Source organism: Pseudoalteromonas neustonica, assembly GCF_001653135.1.
GTDB lineage: Bacteria > Pseudomonadota > Gammaproteobacteria > Enterobacterales > Alteromonadaceae > Pseudoalteromonas > Pseudoalteromonas neustonica.
This window is the reverse complement of the sequence record NZ_BDDS01000003.1, coordinates 120,911-138,258: the sequence shown is the minus strand read 5'-3', so window position 1 is coordinate 138,258 and position 17,348 is coordinate 120,911. Positions and strand designations below refer to the sequence as shown.

Below are 17,348 nucleotides of genomic sequence, written 5' to 3'. Positions count from 1 at the left end.
TATATTTCAGAATTTTTACCTTGTTATTGCGCTTGCTATCAGGCGCTAAAATTGCACTAGTAACATAATGCAATTGAAGTAATGCAAAAAATTTTAACCAACAAACCTACCTACTAGTAGGTTTGTTTAACTCACAAAATACAGTGGAGCTAGTTATGACCTTTACATCAACTCAATTAAATACATTAACAACTTTAGGCAACAAGCTCGAAAAAGCAGGCCTACCATTAATTTATATTACCCTAGGCGTTATTTATATTTGGTTTGGCGGGATCAAGTTTAGCGCTGGGCAAGCTGAAGGCATGTACGGCATGATTGCCAATAACCCATTGGTATCATGGATGTACGCCATTTTTTCAAAACAAGGCTTAGTGAACTTTTTAGGCAGCCTCGAAATTATAATCGGCTTATTATTTATTGGCCGTTTTGTAAATCCAGCGCTTTCAGTTGTCGGTGGTTTATTGTCTATGGCGCTATTTATAGTCACCATTAGCATGATGGTATTTCTACCAGGTATAACTACCGATGCCGGTTTCCCGGTACTAAGTTTTGTAGGTGAGTTTTTACTTAAAGACATAGGCTTATTTGCTGCTTCGTTATTTGTTGTAGGGAACAGTTTAAAAGCATTAGTCGCTAAATCAGCGTAATTTCCTAAAGGGTAGTGATGTACCCAAAGGCCCAAAAGGGCCTTTTTTCATTATATAAATAATACGAGATCAATTTTAAGCCGGAGTTGATCTCGTGCTTGTTGTAACTGTCGGTCACGCTTTAGCGCGAAAATAAATACCAGTAGTAACAATTGTGGTCACAGTGGTTTATAAGTTAACGGTCACAGCCAAATAGGCGCAATAACCTAACAGTAATATAGCGCCTTCACCGCGACCAACACGACGGCCAGTATATAAAAAGGCCACTAAAAGTAGCGAAGTAGCTAACAAAACCCACTGATCAAAATGCATAATACGCGAGCTTAATGGTAAAGGTTGCAACAGCGCCGACACACCTAAAATACCTAGCATATTAAAAATGTTACTGCCTAAAATGTTACCCACAGCCACATCGGCATGTTTACGCAACGCCGCAATAACCGACACAGTTAACTCAGGTAACGACGTACCAACAGCCACAACGGTTAAGCCAATTACACCCTCAGATATACCAAATGCTTGCGCTACACCAATTGCACCAATCAACAATACTTTAGAGCCAACAATCAATAGCGCCAAACCGGCAATCAGCATCGCACTGCTAACGAGCAAAGATTGTGGTAATACTGTTACTTCGTTTGCTTCATCTACATGCAACAACGCCTGCGCAGATTGCTGCTGCTTTTCAGTTTTGTAAGTGTAAATAAGGTAAATAAACAGCATGGCGAGAAGTAGCAAACCATCAAAAAAACTAATAAAGTGATTAAACGCCAACACACTAAAAATAACAGACGACGCCAACATAACCGATGCATCGCGCTTTAGCGCCAACGCCGAAATAGTTAGCGGCGTTATAACCGCACATAAACCTAAAATAAGCAGAATATTACCAATATTACTGCCCACCACATTACCCACTGCAATATCTGCTTGGTGACTCATAGCCGCATCAATCGATACCACAAGCTCTGGTGCCGACGTACCAAAGCCAACAATAATTAAACCGCTTAACAAAGGCGACAGCCCAAAACGCTTCGCCGCCGCCAAAGAGCTACGAATTAGCGCCTCACCACCGAGTGTAAGTAAAGCAATACCGAATAACAAAAAGAGTAAATTAGTCATAAATGTTAATAATAAAAGATGATGGCGGAGTATGACCTGCTTTTAAAATATACGCCATTAATTATAGTTGTGATTCAATGAAATCGTAGGTCGTGCTTTAGCGCGACAATAAATACCAAAAGTAACAACTGTTGACAACAATCGCGGCTAAAGCTCGCTCCTACCTGCAATTTCCCCCATATCGTAGGAACAGGCTTCAGCCGTGATGGTTTGCCCGTAGGCGGGAGTTTACCCCGCGTTTTCGGGCTACACCGAGAAGAAAAACTATGGCATCGAGTAACTGGCGACGGGCTATGAATACACCTAGTACCTTTCTATTCTATATTTGGAATCACACTTTCTAAGCGTTTTATATCTATATCGCTAATATCAGCAAAACGCTTAAAATGGCTTGGCCATTGCTGCGTGTAGTCTTTTATTTGGCTGATTATTTTTGTTGCTTTCGCAGTCGTTAAACCAAAGCGTTTAGCTTGAGATAATAAATTGTCGATACTGGCATATCGACCATCATCGCCAAGCCCTATACCATGTTGCTTTGAATTATTGATAGGGGTTATGTCGTAAGCTGGGCTCAAGCGCCATGTTTTATCTGCAAAGTGATATAAAAAAGCATGGTTACGGCTGTGATCGTCAGTGTTACCAATCAGCGCATTAAACACCATTCGCTTATAAAGCTCTGTTGCATCATCAGCATACTCACCAGTATGGTGGCGAATAAACTCAGCCAATTCACCGTAACTGTAGTAAGTTTCTAAATCACTCATTGCCACTTTAGGCTTTTGCAGTAAGCTGTTGGCACTTAAAAAGTGATTAGTAGGTAAACAATTACTCACATCAAATCGTTCGACTAATAGCACATCACCGTTTTCAGTTTCATGAACTTGGGTATTAGCACACCGAATACCTAATTCTTTCGCCATACACATGGCTGCGTGTTCAGCTCGTACTAAATTGAATAAATCATCTTGGCGATTAAACTTAGCCAAATAAAGCTTAGTGCCAATTTGCACTGAGGTTTTGGGCCTTGCGCCGCCCATACTTTGGCCAAACTCAAACGCTTTTTTAGCCTCATTTGAAATAGCTTTATTAGCTAAAAGATCATCTTTTGCTTGATCCAGCAAAGATAAATCAGCCAAAGTATTTTTATTGGTTTTATGTTTAGAGGCACTGCGCGATAAGCTAAATACCAGTGCGCCCACGCCATAGCCTGAGCCTGCAAGTAAAAACTCCAGCTCGTTTTGTGGCTTAGTATTATGTAAAGATAAAATCAACTTACGCCCCCACGAATCAGCACCTGCATCACTTAATACCCCAAATACACCTTTATTAGCGGTATAACTGACAATGCCTGGTTGTAAAGGCAGATGGATTGGGTCGAGTGCAAAGGCATCATGGCGGGATAGGTAACTTTTACCATAGTTAAACTCACCTCGGCCAGTTTGCGTATTTAATTTAAAAAAGCCACAAATAATGGGTTTATCTTCTAGCCCATCAATAAACACATAACACTCAGAAGTCATCGTTAATCACCTGAGTTTTATTGGTTTTACGTTGCCGCGCATTGTAGCCACCCACATCAGCGGCCAGCTCGTTTATTTCATCAAGCAGTGACCCTTGTAATTGCAACACCACGAGAGCTTCAAATAAAACATCACTTTTAACCACTTCCCCTTGCTCCAGTTTTTGTACAGTAGAGCGCGACACACCAATCATCTTGGCAAAAGTGCTCTGCGTGTAATGCAAAGTGCGGTGCTGGCGGATTAGGTCACCCAACCGCTGTGCCAGTTTTAATGCTTGTTCAGATTTCAAAAAATGATTACCTATGCAGTCATTAGGTTGTTAATGATTAGTTTAGCGGTATTTATATTGTTTTCAAGGAGATTTATAAATCTTATTAGTGTTGTGAATAATTTCTTAAAACTAATTTGCACAAAGAGCAGTGAATGACGGCAAATGAGAAGGCAAAAAGCCACGATCAATGAGTCACTGGCTATGAATTGAACCCCGCGCTTTGAAACCGTAGCTCGTGCTTTAGCGCGACAATAAATACCAAAAGTAACAATCGCGGCTAAAGCTCGCTCCTACCATTAATCTACCCCTTATCGTAGGAACAGGCTTTAGCGCGACAATAAATACCAAAAGTAACAATCGCGGCTAAAGCTCGCTCCTACCAGCAATTTACCCCATATCGTAGGAACAGGCTTCAGCCGTGATGGTTTGCCCGTAGGCGTGAGTTTACCCCGCGCTTTTAAATTGTAGGTCGTGCTTTAGCGCGAAAATAAATACTAAAAAGCTCGCGCCTACCAGCAACCTACCCCATATCGTAGGAACAGGCTTCAGCCGTGATGGTTTACCCGTAGGCGGGAGTTTACCTCGCGCTTTTAAATTGTAGCTCGTGCTTTAGCGCGACAATAAATACCAAAAGTAACAATCGCGGCTAAAGCTCGCTCCTACCTGCAATTTCCCCCACATCGTAGGAACAGGCTTCAGCCGTGATGGTTTGCCCGTAGGCGGGAGTTTACCTCGCGCTTTTAAATCGTAGGTCGTGCTTTAGCGCGAAAATAAATACCAAAAGTAACAATCGCGGCTAAAGCTCGCTCCTACCAGCAATTTCCCCCATATCGTAGGAACAGGCTTCAGCCGTGATGGTTTGCCCATAGGCGTGAGTTTACCTCGCGCTTTTAAATTGTAGGTCGTGCTTTAGCGCGAAAATAAATACCAAAAAGCTCGCGCCTACCAGCAACCTACCCCATATCGTAGGAACAGGCTTCACTCGTAGGTTAAAGTAATTAATCTATTAGTCGTAAAAGCCTATATTTTTAGTGGTTATTCAGGTACATTAATTTTTAACTAAAAAACACTCAGTAACTCATTCTTTTGTATTGATTTTTGCCATGGAGCGGTAGAGCAATGTCAGTTAACAGCATCGACTATTACAATCAGCACAGCAAAGATTTTATAGCCTCGTCGTTAAATGTAGATATGTCTGCGTTGTATGCTGAATTTACACCTTTACTCCCCAAACATGCGCTTATTTTAGATGCCGGCTGTGGCACTGGCCGCGATACAAAACACTTTATAGAGCAGGGTTTTACCGTTACCGCAATAGACGCAAGCAAAGAGCTTGTTGAATTTGCCACTAACTATATTGCTCAACCTGTTATTCATAAAACCTTTATGCAAATTGATGACACCAATATTTATGATGGTATTTGGTGTTGTGCAAGCCTGTTACATGTGCCAAAGAGCGAACTTTCAACGGTATTTACCAAGCTCGCAACGGCCTTAAAAGCCAATGGTATTTTGTATGTGTCGTTTAAATATGGTGATACAGAGCGAATACACAATGGCCGCGAGTTTACAGATTTAACTAAGCATGGTTTACAGCACATTATTAGCGCACAGCCATCGCTTTGCATAAGTAAACACTGGATCACTGGCGATCAACGTACAGAGCGCGGTCACGAACAATGGCTTAACGCCATAATACGAAAAGAGCCTTAAAGTTTATGAAAGCCATGCAGCAGCAACTCGACTTTATTGCTTATATTCAACGCATGCTGATTGAAGGTGATTTTAGTGCAACCTATAAATTTGCATTACTGCACGCGTTGGCCGATGTATGTGTAGAGCAGCCGCTTAAATCCGATCAAGCTGCACTTAAAATAGAGTTAGCCACCTTGGCCGACAAACTTATTGAGCTTTATTGGCACCATGCCGTACCGTTTGCGTCAGATCAAACAGGCGAAAGCGCCTTACTAAAGCAAAACAGTGGCGCGCAATCTAAAGTGATATCGGTGTTGTATGAGTGCCAACAAAACAACATTCGTAATTTACGTGCATTAAAAGAAAGCCCTTTGTATAAGCCAACATTTAACGCAGCAATGGCCACACTTAAAAGTGGCCCGCTGTGGCGCTTACAAATACTAGCAAAACAAGCCGAGTGCTTTTTATACCCGCATACCAACAGCACACAATACATCACCTTAAATGCGGGCATCGCCAGTTGCTTTAGGCGCTTTTACGATTTAGTGGTGTACTTGGCTAAAAACGCGTGGCTGCAAAAAATTCAGAGTATTAAACATAACCAAGCGTTAATCGGCCCGCAAAGCCAACTGCACGACTTTTTATTCGGCTTTGACCGTAATGCACTGAGTAAAGCTAAACCTGTGTTAATTGAGTTACAACACGGCAATTGCTTTTATTGCCAAAAGCCGTTGAATAGTAAAACCGAGGTTGATCATTTTATACCGTTTGCCCGCTATGCGAACGACTTAGGCCACAACTTTGTGGCCGCGCACAGTACGTGTAATAACAGCAAACGCGACTTTTTAGCCGCGCAGCTGCACCGCGAACGTTGGCAAGAACAAAATCTTGTTTTGAATAGCCAGCATTTAACCCGTGAACTCAGTGATTACTTTAATTGCGATGCAGATAAGTCACGCTCTGTAAGTGATTGGGCGTATCAGGTAGCACAAGCGAACAGCGCGAAGTTATGGTTAGCGAAAGACAGTTTTGAACAAGCCGCTAGTGTTGGTTTATACCTGCATAACAAAGAGCAGCCAAGTGCCGAGCTTGATTTAGTGGCAGAAGAAAAGCCAAGGTATGACGCGTAGGTCTTACTGTAGGCGGGTGTTTACCTCGCGCTTTTAAATTGTAGGTTGTGCCGTAGGCGGTAGTTTATCTCGCGCTTCTGTTTTTGTAGGAACTGGCTTTAGCCGTGAATTATTTAGGGTTTAGTGAGGGTAAGGGATTAAAAACCTCTATTCGAGGTTTTTGCCAGATTGCTGGCGGCAACCAAGGGGCGGCCCGAGGATCACACTGTATCCTCAAGTTAAAAATTGATGTGAACGTAAGCGCCGTGTATTCGCCATCAATGGCGAAGTCACGGCTTAACTTGCATCCATGCAAGTGATTACTCATCAATTTATAACTTTCGGGTGTGATCATGGTGAGTTGGAGTGTGTTGGTAGATTGGTGGTTATTTTTTTTAATGGTTGGGAATCAAATGGAAGAGTATGAATGTTTAGCTTGTGGATTTATTGTTGAACTAGAGCATGGAGTTAAAATTAAACAATGCCCGAGTTGTAAAAGGTTCTATGATAAGGTGAAACTACAGGTCGAAAATGGTAAGAGTTTTACTGAAATCACAGTTAGTCCAACAAGTAAGAAAACAGAAAAAGTTGAACTCAAAGAGTCGTGTACTTTTGAAAAAGAGTGTCCATTTTGCTCCGAATCTATTAAAGACACAGCAAAAAAATGTAAGCATTGCGGTGAAATACTAGATGTAGTGCTTAGAGCTGCGGATGAGTCAAAAAATGTTAATAATGTCTTTATGAATTCATCTTCTGCAGCAGTAGCTGTTACTGAGCCAAAAGCATTTCCGCATTTATTACATTTTGTACTTTCCTTGATTACAGGCGGCCTTTGGATCATTGTGTGGGTAATACATTACCTAGCCAGAACAAGATAAAAACCTCTATTCGAGGTTTTATCGCGTTGGCGATGGCAACCAAAGAGAGGCTGCCGCCGACCTCTCTCTGGACTCTCTCGGCGCACCCGAGGATCACACTGTTTCCTCAAGTTAAAAATTGATGTGAACGTAAGCGCCGTGTAAGGCACATCCATGTGCCAGTCACGGCTTAACTTGCATCCATGCAAGTGATTACTCATCAATTGATAACTTTCGGGTGTGATCACGGGGAAGTTGAGGAATAATTTTTTTGCAATTAATTAAAGAGCTTGGAGCATATGATTCAAACTGATATCGGTCCATTAGATGGAAATAGCTGGGAAAGTCTTATTCAGTTAGTTTTTAAGAAAAAATATGACACTTATCAAGAAATGATTGCTTCACCAGGAGATCTTGGTATTGAAGGGGTTGTGCTATTGGATGGCATCGCTATTCAATGTTATTGCCCTAATGAAGATTATGATACTAAAACGCTTTATCAAAAGCAGAGAGATAAAATAACTAAAGACATAGGCAAGCTTTCTATAAATGAAAAAGAGTTAGTGAAGCATTTAGGAGATTGTATAATCCGGCAGTGGATATTTATCACTCCAAGAATAGCTAAGCATGAGGTTCATGCTCATGCACGTATTCAAGAAAAGAATGTCAAAGAAAAAAAGCTTGAATTTATTTCGGACGATTTTCAAATTTTGATAAAAGATCTTAATTTCTATATTCATGATATAAGACAGCTTCAAATGATTGGTGGTGAACAACTCTGTTTTTCCAACAGCACAGGTGAAAAAATAACTGAGCCTGAATTAACGACTGAGTACGATGATAATATCTGCGAAAAAAATAAAATTCGAAGTGTTATTAATGAGATTTATAAACCTAAGAACCACGACAAACTAAATGAGTTGACTAAAAAAAACTATTTAGATGGGTACGAGATATTAAGACGTATTTTTAATCAGTCACAAGAGCTTTATGAGCGTATAGCAAAGTTAGTTAATAACTTTGAAAGTGAAGTGGAGGAGTTGTCTATTACTTGGGAAGATAGCCCGCAAAAACTTATTACAAAAGTAGAAGAAAAATTAATAGCTCGATTCAATAATTGCTGTCATATTTCTAAGATTGAGCATGAAGACTTAGTATCTATTACCAAGCATATGGTGGCTAAGTGGATCGCTGAGTGCCCTATGAGGATTGAATAATGAGTAAGCTCATGTTTAACCGGAAAAAATCATCGGTAATTCCTGAATTAAGGCCAATGTACAAAGTTGGCAAAATCCTTCTAATTCTTAAAATTTGTTGTAGTGGGAATAAAGGAAGTTTACTCAAACTTCATTTATTCAATTGGGCGATGCTAGAACCTGAACGATTGAAAGCGCTTAAAATTTCCGCAGAAAAGAAAGAGTTATTACTAGGTGTTTGGGGTATTGACCCTTCATTAAATATGGCTCTCAGCTTTGCTACTGCAGAAAGCCTACTATCTAGAAAATCAAATGGTTCATATCAATTAACTGAGAAGGCTGAAACTTTCATTGCAGGCGTTGGGCTGCTTGAATTATTTGATAGTGAAACTAATGATTTAAAAATCATAAATAAAAAAATAACAGAGACGATGGTACAGCAGACAGCTAAAAGGTGGAATGATGAAATTTAATCAGTTATTTGTAACTTTAACGGCTACAGACAATCAAGAATATGGATACCGGATCCCGTTTAGCTCAGGGCTGAATATTATTCGTGGAGATAACTCTTCGGGTAAAAGTACACTCGTAAACTCTCTAATTTACTCACTTGGTATGGAGGAAATTATAGGCTCTAAAGGAAGTGCATCATTACCCTATGCGCTCAAAGATAGATTTGATCTGAATGGTGATAATAAGAGCATAATTGGCTCAACCGTTTATTTAGAGTTAGAGAACCAATTAGGTAAAGTCATTACTTTAAAGCGTGCTATTAAATCTAACGAAGTGGACAATAAATTAGTACAGATTATTGAGGGAGCATATTTAACTAAGCCCTCTATTGATACTCTAAAAAGTAAATATACATTTTTGCATGATGGAGGATCAGCACAAGATGAGGAAAAAGGTTTTTTTGCATATTTAGAGAAGTTCTTAGGATTAAATTTACCAAGAATATCTGATAATAAAGGCAAAGAAGCAAAGCTTTATTTACAATCTGTTTTTTCAGCTATCTTAGTTGAACAGAAGCGTGGTTGGACTGATTATATAGCTAATATTCCATATTATGGAATAAGCGCTATGAGAGAGAAAGTTGCGGGATTTTTACTAGACTTAGATGTTTTTAGGAATGCAAAGGATTTAAATGAGCTGCAATCCAAACGTTCAAAAATTATGACTTTATGGTCTGAGTTAGTGAGCGAAGTTAAAATATCAACAGAGAGTAAGTATTTATCTGTATCTGGGTTGAGTAAAACCCCATCTATAGATTTTGACCCCAGATTAGTTTTTATTACAGAAAGGAACGGAACAGAGGCTCAATCATTTGAACTAGTAAAGAAAGGGTTACAAAATGGAATGCAAGAAATAATTCAAAATGAAGTATCTCAATTTTCAGGAGAGTCATCAAACTTGATAAAGGAAATTGAATTAGCTCAGAATAGGGTTGATGAATTGTTAACCATGCAAAGCATGTGCTCCAGCCAAATTAAGATAAATGAGTCTCAACGTGGTCAGTATATTGAGAACTTGGCGAGCATAGAAGATGATTTGAGATCTAATAAGTTAACTGAAAAATTAGTAAAATTTGGTGCTGATGAAACCGAGTTAGATTTTGCTAAAGGTAAGTGCCACACATGTTTAAACCCTATTGATGATATCTTAATATCACCTGATAGTATGGCAATGCCAATGTCGCTCCAAGATAATATTGTTCATTTAAGTAACCAAAAAAAAATGATTAACTCTCTACTGGGAGGGTTGAATAAAAATATTGAAAGGGATCAAGGGCAGCTCTTAACTATAAATAAAGAATTAGTAAAAACCAGTAAAGAACTTGCTTCCTTAAAACGTGATATAAAATCAACTACAAATATTAAAGAAGCAGATATCAGACGAAAAATTAATATTGAAAATCGTCTAGAAGAACTAAATAAGCTTGAAGAAATGCTAGAAAAAAGCATTCAAAGTTTGGTTAAATTATCAGCTCAATACAAAGAGTTAAATGCTTCTATTTTAGAATTGTCAAAGTCTAGTTTTTCTTCTGATGATATGTCTAAAATCAGAGGTTTTTCCTATGAATTTAAGACATTAGCAAGAACGTTTGGCTATCGTAGTGCTGTAGTTGATGAGATTGAAGTTAAACCTCAGACTCTACTTCCTTATTTGAAGGATTTAGAATTAAGAGAGCAAGTTGATACGCCATCAGAATTAAAAGAAAAAAAATCTGCTAGTAATACTGATATTAAGTCGGACTCTTCTGCTAGTGATTTTGTAAGGCTTATTTGGTCGTATTTGATTGCTTTGTATAAAACATCAACTAAAACTGGCGGTAATCATCCCGGTTTAATCTTATTCGATGAACCAGCGCAGCACTCAATGAGTACAAAAAGTGTAAACCAGTTACTCAAGACTTTATCTACAATTAAAGGCTTGCAAAGTATCATTGTTGCGTCTTTTGATGAAAATGATGATAATTATGCAGTATCTATTGCTGGTTTAGAAACTAGTAGTTTCGTTATTAAACGTTTGCCACGAAAAATTATTACCAAATTATAGATTGGCTATATTTAAATTATTAGTACTTACAATGTTTTCTATTTTTTTAATTCTCATTATGAAAATAGGAAATATTGTAATTACTCGTTAATAAGATTGATTTTTTCTCATTTTAATTAACATGAATCACCGGAGAGGTTGTCAGTCATAAAGTTTTTTTCCATGTTTTTTTCATATTTCGTATAAAAGTACTTTTCAATTTCTTTACTATTTATGATTCCATGAAAGTTGAGCAGATCTATAATTATTAATTTTAATTCTTTCAAATATTCATAAATTTGAGAGTCTTTTCTAGTTGACCAAAGTAACTCAAGACCCTCGATAACTTCTTTTTCAACTGTGTAGTGGTTATTTATAAGGATATGATTTCTATACTTCTCAAGTTCAACAAAAGCTGAATCAATAATAATATCAATACAATCTTTCTGTACTGTCGCGTCGAACTTCAAAAGGTTACAATTTTGAAATAGGATACGATACAGTCGTTGAGCTGATAGCTTAAGTCCTACTGATTTATATTTAACTTCAAGGGTATCAGTATAACTATTGAAGTTACTAAAGTGTGAAAAGTAGTTATTAACAAGATTATTCTGTTCAATCAAACGGTTGCTTTTGGCTTTTTGCTTTGATGAATGAAACCGGTTAAACATAACACCTAACGTTAAGGGTATTGTTAAAGCTGTTATTGGGAATGCGTAAAATTTAGCAAAATCACTTAGAGTTTCTGTAGTTATGAGTAGATCCTTATTTAAGCTGTATATCCCTTTCTGGTACAGGTCAAAGGTAATGAAAATAGCGAATATAAATATTATTAGTAGTGGGTAACCGACCCACTTATGGAATGAGCTGTTTTCGTGTAATGCAATATCTTCTTCCACAGGAAGGTGTTTTATTAGCCAATTTTTAACATTTTGAAATATTCTCATTTGAGAGCCTTTAAATTTTGTTATTGTATTTCATGATTTTAGGTGCAAAAATTATTTTTTATGAATCATCTAATCATCTAATCATCTAATCATCTAATCATCTAATCATCTAATCATCTAATCATCTAATCATCTAATCATCTAATCATCTAATCATCTAATCATCTAATCATCTAATCATCTAATCATCCAATCATCCAACCGCCAACTTCCCTGCCTCATGCCACATTTCACTTGGCATGGGGTTGGTTAATTCCCACGTTATATTCATCGGCTGGCTGCCATTATGGCTTTGGTATTTAACCTCGCCGTAGTTTACAAACCCCATGGTTCGGCCGTTTTCGTCTTTGCCTTGTTCGCGCACAAATAGCAGGATGGTTTTGCCAGTTTGTTGGTGCTGAATATAGCTTAGGCCGCGGCCGTGTTCTGGGCGGGCGCTGTTTTGCGTTTGCCAGTGGAACAGGGTGGGGCTGATTGCATAGTCGTGATACAGCGTGGTGGCCGAGTAGGTTTTTTCGCACTTGTTGAGTGTTACAAATAATAGCTCTATGTTTTGATTTTTAAATTCTAAAACGCCTTCGCGAGCGGTCGATTTTTTATCAAACGTGTGTGCGCCAAATGCTGCGAGTATTTGTTGGCGTGTATAGCGGCTGTGTAATTTTATTGCATGATTAGGTAAGCACACTAAATCGCTTTCTTGCTGGTGAATGCGGTTTATTAACAGCGCGATCACTTGGGCAAGTTCGTGCTGTAGTTCTTTGTGTTTAAGTGCCTGTAAGCTCTGTTTGAGGGTTTTAAACCCTAAACTTGTGCCTGTGTTATCCCAAAAGTTGTAATGCGCCATAAGCGCGTTCTGTTGGTTTTGCGCTGTTGGGGTAAAGCTAAAGTCGTTGTTACATAAATCACGTAAAAAGCATAAGTAACTGAGCGAGTCGCAGCCGAGTAATTGGGTGTTTATAGCGCGGTAATACGCGGCGTAAATGTCGGCTTGCTCTGCGGGTATGTCATCGCCTTTTAACCATTGCCAGCCGCCGAGCCTACCGTCTTTTGGTTTGTATATATCTTCAAGCGTGACTTGCGGGTTTATACGTAAAAAGTTACTTAGCGCTAGCGCGTCATTAGTGTGTTGCGAATAGCTATTTATCAGCTGTTGTAAACGGCGTTTAGTGTTTATGGCTTGCTGAATATTTTTTAGTATTGTTTGTTGTGTGCGCTTTTGTAGCTCTATGCGGCAACCCAGCGGTAAATGCGGGAAGTTGTTTTCAATCTCGGTTTTTATTGGCTGATTGCTTTTACCAATGAGTGCGCGGAATTTACTGGCAAAGTCGTATTCTGGACGGGCATTTCCTACAAAGTCGAGCACGGTACAGCATTGCTTTGAACTATTTAAAGAGCGGCTATTATCGGGCAGGCGCAGGCCACGGCCGAGTTGCTGTAAAAACAGCGTTAGGCTTTCGGTGGGGCGTAAAAATAACAGAGTATCGACCTCTGGAATATCGACCCCTTCGTTAAAAATATCAACCACGCAGAGTATTTGTATCTCGCCTTGGGGCAGTGCTTGTTGCTTGGCCGCACGCTCATTAGTGTTTTTACTAGTAAGCACATCGGCGTTTATGCCCGCTAAGTTAAATTTAGACGCCATAAACTCTGCGTGTTTTTGGCTTACGCAAAATGCTAGCGCTTTAATATTGTGAACGTTAGTCACTATATCAGCAAGGCTAGATATAATTTTGTTAGCGCGGTTGTTTTCCCCTGTATAAAGATTACTTAGCTCGGTTATATCGTAACGGCCGCCTCGCCATGTTACTTGGCTTAGGTCGGTCTCGTCATCCAATCCAAAATATTGAAAAGGGCATAAATGGCGCTGATTTATTGCCTCGGGTAAGCGAATTTCAGCGGCTATTACGCCACAAAAATCAGCAAGTATATCGGCGCCATCTTGTCGCTCTGGTGTAGCAGTTAAGCCAAGTAATATTATGGGCGTAAAGTGATTTAGTATAGCGCGATAACTGGCGGCGCTTACGTGATGTACTTCATCTATCACAATGTAGTCGTAGTAATCATGCGTTAAATTGAACGATTCAATTTGACTATTAAGCGTTTGGATTGATGCAAATAATTGGTTGTATCGTTGTGGTTTGTAGTTACCTACCCAAAGCTCACCAAAGTCGTTATTTTTAAGCACGCCACGGTAAGCACTTTGCGCTTGTTTGAGTATTTCTTCGCGGTGGGCAACAAACAAAAAGTGTGCGTTTGGGTTTTTATCGTAAACGGTTTTAAAGTCGAACGCCGATATAATGGTTTTACCCGTGCCCGTTGCAGCAACCACTAAATTTTTAAAGCGGTTATGCACGCTACGTTCAACGCTTAGTTTTTCTAAAATAGCGAGCTGGTGCGTTTTTGGTGTTATATCAAAATAAAACTGGCTGCTTGCTTGGCCAACACCGCGTTGCTCATTAAGTGAATTAATGAGCTTTTCTTTACATTCAACTTTGCCAGTAAACAGCTCGAAATCTGGCGACTGCCAATAGGTTTCAAAGGTACTTTTGGTTTTAGCTATGATGTGCGGAATTTCTTGCGCGGTAATTTTTAAGTTCCACTCAAGGCCGCTGGTAAGCGCCGAATGCGATAAATTAGACGAGCCAATATAACCGGTATGAAAACCCGTATTACGCATAAACAAGTAAGATTTTGCGTGTAAGCGCTCTTGCTGATTGTTGTAACTCAGCTTTACCTCGGTATTTGGCAAGTTTGCTAAAAACTCAACCGCTTTAGCATCTGTTGCACCCATGTACGAGGTGGTAATTACTTTGAGTTTATTGCCACTCTTGGTAAACGCTTCCAGTTCATTTTTAAATATGCGCAGCCCCGTCCATTTTATAAATGAGACAAGCCAGTAAATCGTATCGGCAGATTTTATTTCACGCTTTAGCTCGGTTTCGAGTGAGATCCCCGCATTCGCGCCGCTAAATAATTCGCTTTGGGTAAGCCCTGTTAGCGGGAATATATCTTTGGAGTAATCTTTAAGATTTGCAGCAATGGGATTTTGAGTATTAAACAATGCGGTAAGGATGCGGCCTTGGCTGTCGATGAGGTTTTCGTTGATCAGTTCATCATCGCGAATATGATCTTTAAGCCACAGCACAAGGCTATTTGCTAGGTTTATTTGCTCCTGCAAACGCTCGTCTGAATTCGGGATTGCATCAATTGCATGTGCAACAAGCTTGCCTAAAAAGCGCGAAAGCCACGTTGCAGCCTCTGCCGATTCTAGTTGGCGCTCGCCCACGTAAAATTGATCGCGATTTAAGTTCTGCTTGATTACTTGCGTAATTAACTGCTCGTAAATACCAATTTGCTGCATTAAAGCGCTCCCTGTTTGCGAACATTCAGTTTACTAAAAAATGCAATGTAAACAAGCAATAAGTGAGAGTGAATTGGGGAGTGCTGTAAAAGCACTCTAGTCGCCATGTGATATTTAGGGTATTTGAAATTAAAAACAATATGCGGGGTTAGAGTTGTATACTAACCCGTCAAATAGTTAAGGAACTCGTCTTTGGAAGCGAACACCTTAAACATTTTATTTGTTTGTATTTCAGTTTGATTTAACAACCAATCAAAAGCCTCTTTTTTATAGCCCTTTCCATCGAAAACAATAACCACCGTTTCTTCTGGTGCATTATTTAATGACTCATAAAAGAATGGAAATTTTTGATCAACTGAGCCACTTTGTACTTGTCGATGGGCTTCAACTCTTAACAGCCCTTTGATTTTATGATGTATTAAAAAGGTACTATGGCGTGTACTGCCGTACATATCTTGGTAGGCTGCACGCTTTATATACTTTTGTGGTTGAGGTTGAGTGTCGTGACACTCAAGAAAGCCTATTAAGGTTAGATCTTCTTCAAGCTCGGTACAAAACTTACGGTTTGATTCTTGCGGTGATCCCGTTTGCTCGTTTTTATCGGGTATTTCATCAAATAATGGTAATTGACCATCCATGTAATTATTCTCCTTTTAATTGAACAATTAACATACTAAATAAAAGGTACAAAGAAAAGGTAGTTTTTCAATATGACATATATTTGGTTAGTTCATGGGTTGTTGGTAGGAGTGAGCTTTGCTGCGATGATTGCTTTAGCATTTATTGTCGCGCTAAAGCACGACCTACAAAATCGCGGGGTAAACCCGCGCGAGGTAAACTCCCGCCTACATTGACCATCAAACTTTAATAGGCGCTGTACTTTCACATTCCCCACAGACTAATGAGTAAGACTCTTTGCGTTTGCTCACTTTGGTATTGGTGCTGCTACATTGAGGGCAGGGCGTTTTCATTGGTGTGTTTGTTTTGCAATTGCCGCAGGTGGCAAAGTATCCGTATCGGCCTGAGCGGGGTTGAAGGTCTGTTTTATTGCCACATTTTTTACAGGCCAAATCTATTTGGTTAATTGTACACGATTGCTCCGCAGGGATTGGCGGAGTAAACGTTGGTTCAATCTGTATGGGTTTTTCTTGATAAATTGGGGTTGGTTCGTTGAGCTCTTCTGCCAATATTTTAGGCTCTACGTGTGCGGGGGATAATATGTTTTGGTCTAAAATAAATTGGCAAATTCTGGCTAAGCTTTCTTCACTAAACCATGGACGTGTATTTTTTGAAAAAAGGTGTAAAGCATTAGGTATTGATGCTGGCAGTTTCATTATCTCAAGCAATTTATCGGCAATAAACTCTGATTTTACAAGCCGAGTAGCAATATCTTGTGGGGCTTTGTTGCGTTGGATAATTGCATTACTAGATATGGCACAAATGCTATGCCATTCGCGACCACCAAAGTTTTGCTGTATTTTGCCAAATATTTTTGGGAGCAGTTGTGGGGCATTGTCTCTCATCAGGCCTTTTAATAACGCTTGCTGTAACTCAACTTGTTTGATTGGCGATGGCATGCCTTGCCATTGACCACGGTAACTACGACTCCATTCTTGATGTTCATTAATAGAGACTTCCCCGGTGATGCTTTTAGATTCAATAAGTATAAAACCATAGGTGTAAGCGATTAAGTGGTCTACTTGTGCGGTTTCACCATTATGTTTGAATTTTACATCGTTAAATACAAAAACTTGTGGATGATTTTTAAACGCGCGACGCAGATAAAATGCTACATCGAGCTCTTGTTTTTGGCCAGCTTGTATTTTGGGTGAAGTAGAAGTTATGAGGGTTTTATCTTTTAAAATCATGAGGAGTCCTTTTCAATCATGTATTTGCATAGAATAACATTGAAGTACCTAATAAAAATACTGGTCTGATTGATTTGCTTCAAAATATGTCAGCATATTTAAGGGTAAGCGCAAACATTGTCGCGCTAAAGCACGACCTACAAAATCGCGGGGTAAACCCGCTGCTACGGGTGTTTAAATTTTGTAGGCGGGGCTTTACGCCGCGCAAATTTAAATGTCA

General features: G+C 39.4%; 14 protein-coding genes. 7 read left to right on the top strand and 7 right to left on the bottom strand.

Going from position 1 to position 17,348, the window contains the following annotated elements:
• Positions 1-155: 155 nt before the first annotated feature.
• Positions 156-647, top strand: coding sequence for a DUF417 family protein (locus tag A7967_RS06435; protein ID WP_054204003.1), 492 nt, complete (start codon positions 156-158; stop codon positions 645-647).
• A gap of 168 nt (positions 648-815) precedes the next feature.
• Here A7967_RS06435 and A7967_RS06430 read toward each other — a convergent pair whose 3' ends face one another.
• From A7967_RS06430 to A7967_RS06420, 3 genes are all read right to left on the bottom strand, one after another.
• Positions 816-1,769, bottom strand: a complete 954-nt coding sequence (locus A7967_RS06430) for a calcium/sodium antiporter (RefSeq protein WP_064435551.1) — start codon at positions 1,767-1,769, stop codon at positions 816-818.
• Between the two features lie 314 nt (positions 1,770-2,083).
• On the bottom strand, positions 2,084-3,289 hold the full coding sequence (locus A7967_RS06425; RefSeq protein WP_064435550.1) for a type II toxin-antitoxin system HipA family toxin: 1,206 nt from the start codon (positions 3,287-3,289) through the stop codon (positions 2,084-2,086).
• A complete protein-coding gene (locus tag A7967_RS06420; protein ID WP_054204006.1) occupies positions 3,279-3,578 on the bottom strand; it encodes a helix-turn-helix domain-containing protein in 300 nt (99 codons plus the stop codon). The genes A7967_RS06425 and A7967_RS06420 overlap by 11 nt, the downstream gene beginning before the upstream one ends.
• A gap of 1,101 nt (positions 3,579-4,679) precedes the next feature.
• Here A7967_RS06420 and A7967_RS06415 point away from each other — a divergent pair.
• The 6 genes from A7967_RS06415 (at position 4,680) to A7967_RS06390 (ending at position 10,973) form a co-directional block, all read left to right on the top strand.
• Positions 4,680-5,273 (top strand): class I SAM-dependent methyltransferase, encoded by a 594-nt coding sequence (locus A7967_RS06415; RefSeq protein WP_064435549.1) that lies wholly within the window; start codon positions 4,680-4,682, stop codon positions 5,271-5,273.
• A 5-nt stretch (positions 5,274-5,278) separates the two neighbouring features.
• Positions 5,279-6,385, top strand: coding sequence for an HNH endonuclease (locus tag A7967_RS06410; protein WP_082916321.1), 1,107 nt, complete (start codon positions 5,279-5,281; stop codon positions 6,383-6,385).
• Positions 6,386-6,717: 332 nt separating this feature from the next.
• Positions 6,718-7,242 carry a hypothetical protein gene (locus tag A7967_RS23180; RefSeq protein WP_082916320.1) on the top strand — a complete coding sequence of 175 codons (525 nt, stop codon included), beginning with the start codon at positions 6,718-6,720 and terminating at the stop codon, positions 7,240-7,242.
• A 278-nt stretch (positions 7,243-7,520) separates the two neighbouring features.
• Positions 7,521-8,438 (top strand): hypothetical protein, encoded by a 918-nt coding sequence (locus A7967_RS06400; RefSeq protein ID WP_064435548.1) that lies wholly within the window; start codon positions 7,521-7,523, stop codon positions 8,436-8,438.
• A complete protein-coding gene (locus tag A7967_RS06395) occupies positions 8,438-8,890 on the top strand; it encodes a hypothetical protein (RefSeq protein ID WP_064435547.1) in 453 nt (150 codons plus the stop codon). Before A7967_RS06400 ends, A7967_RS06395 begins: the two co-directional genes overlap by 1 nt.
• Positions 8,877-10,973 (top strand): P-loop NTPase family protein, encoded by a 2,097-nt coding sequence (locus A7967_RS06390; protein ID WP_209438559.1) that lies wholly within the window; start codon positions 8,877-8,879, stop codon positions 10,971-10,973. The genes A7967_RS06395 and A7967_RS06390 overlap by 14 nt, the downstream gene beginning before the upstream one ends.
• A 116-nt stretch (positions 10,974-11,089) precedes the next feature.
• Here A7967_RS06390 and A7967_RS06385 read toward each other — a convergent pair whose 3' ends face one another.
• From A7967_RS06385 to A7967_RS06370, 4 genes are all read right to left on the bottom strand, one after another.
• On the bottom strand, positions 11,090-11,899 hold the full coding sequence (locus tag A7967_RS06385; RefSeq protein ID WP_064435545.1) for a hypothetical protein: 810 nt from the start codon (positions 11,897-11,899) through the stop codon (positions 11,090-11,092).
• Between the two features lie 193 nt (positions 11,900-12,092).
• Positions 12,093-15,260, bottom strand: coding sequence for a DEAD/DEAH box helicase (locus A7967_RS06380; RefSeq protein WP_064435544.1), 3,168 nt, complete (start codon positions 15,258-15,260; stop codon positions 12,093-12,095).
• A 161-nt stretch (positions 15,261-15,421) separates the two neighbouring features.
• A complete protein-coding gene (locus tag A7967_RS06375) occupies positions 15,422-15,898 on the bottom strand; it encodes a PD-(D/E)XK nuclease superfamily protein (RefSeq protein ID WP_064435543.1) in 477 nt (158 codons plus the stop codon).
• A gap of 219 nt (positions 15,899-16,117) precedes the next feature.
• Complete coding sequence (locus A7967_RS06370) at positions 16,118-17,128, bottom strand: nuclease-related domain-containing protein (protein ID WP_064435542.1); 1,011 nt, start codon at positions 17,126-17,128, stop codon at positions 16,118-16,120.
• Positions 17,129-17,348 lie beyond the last annotated feature (220 nt).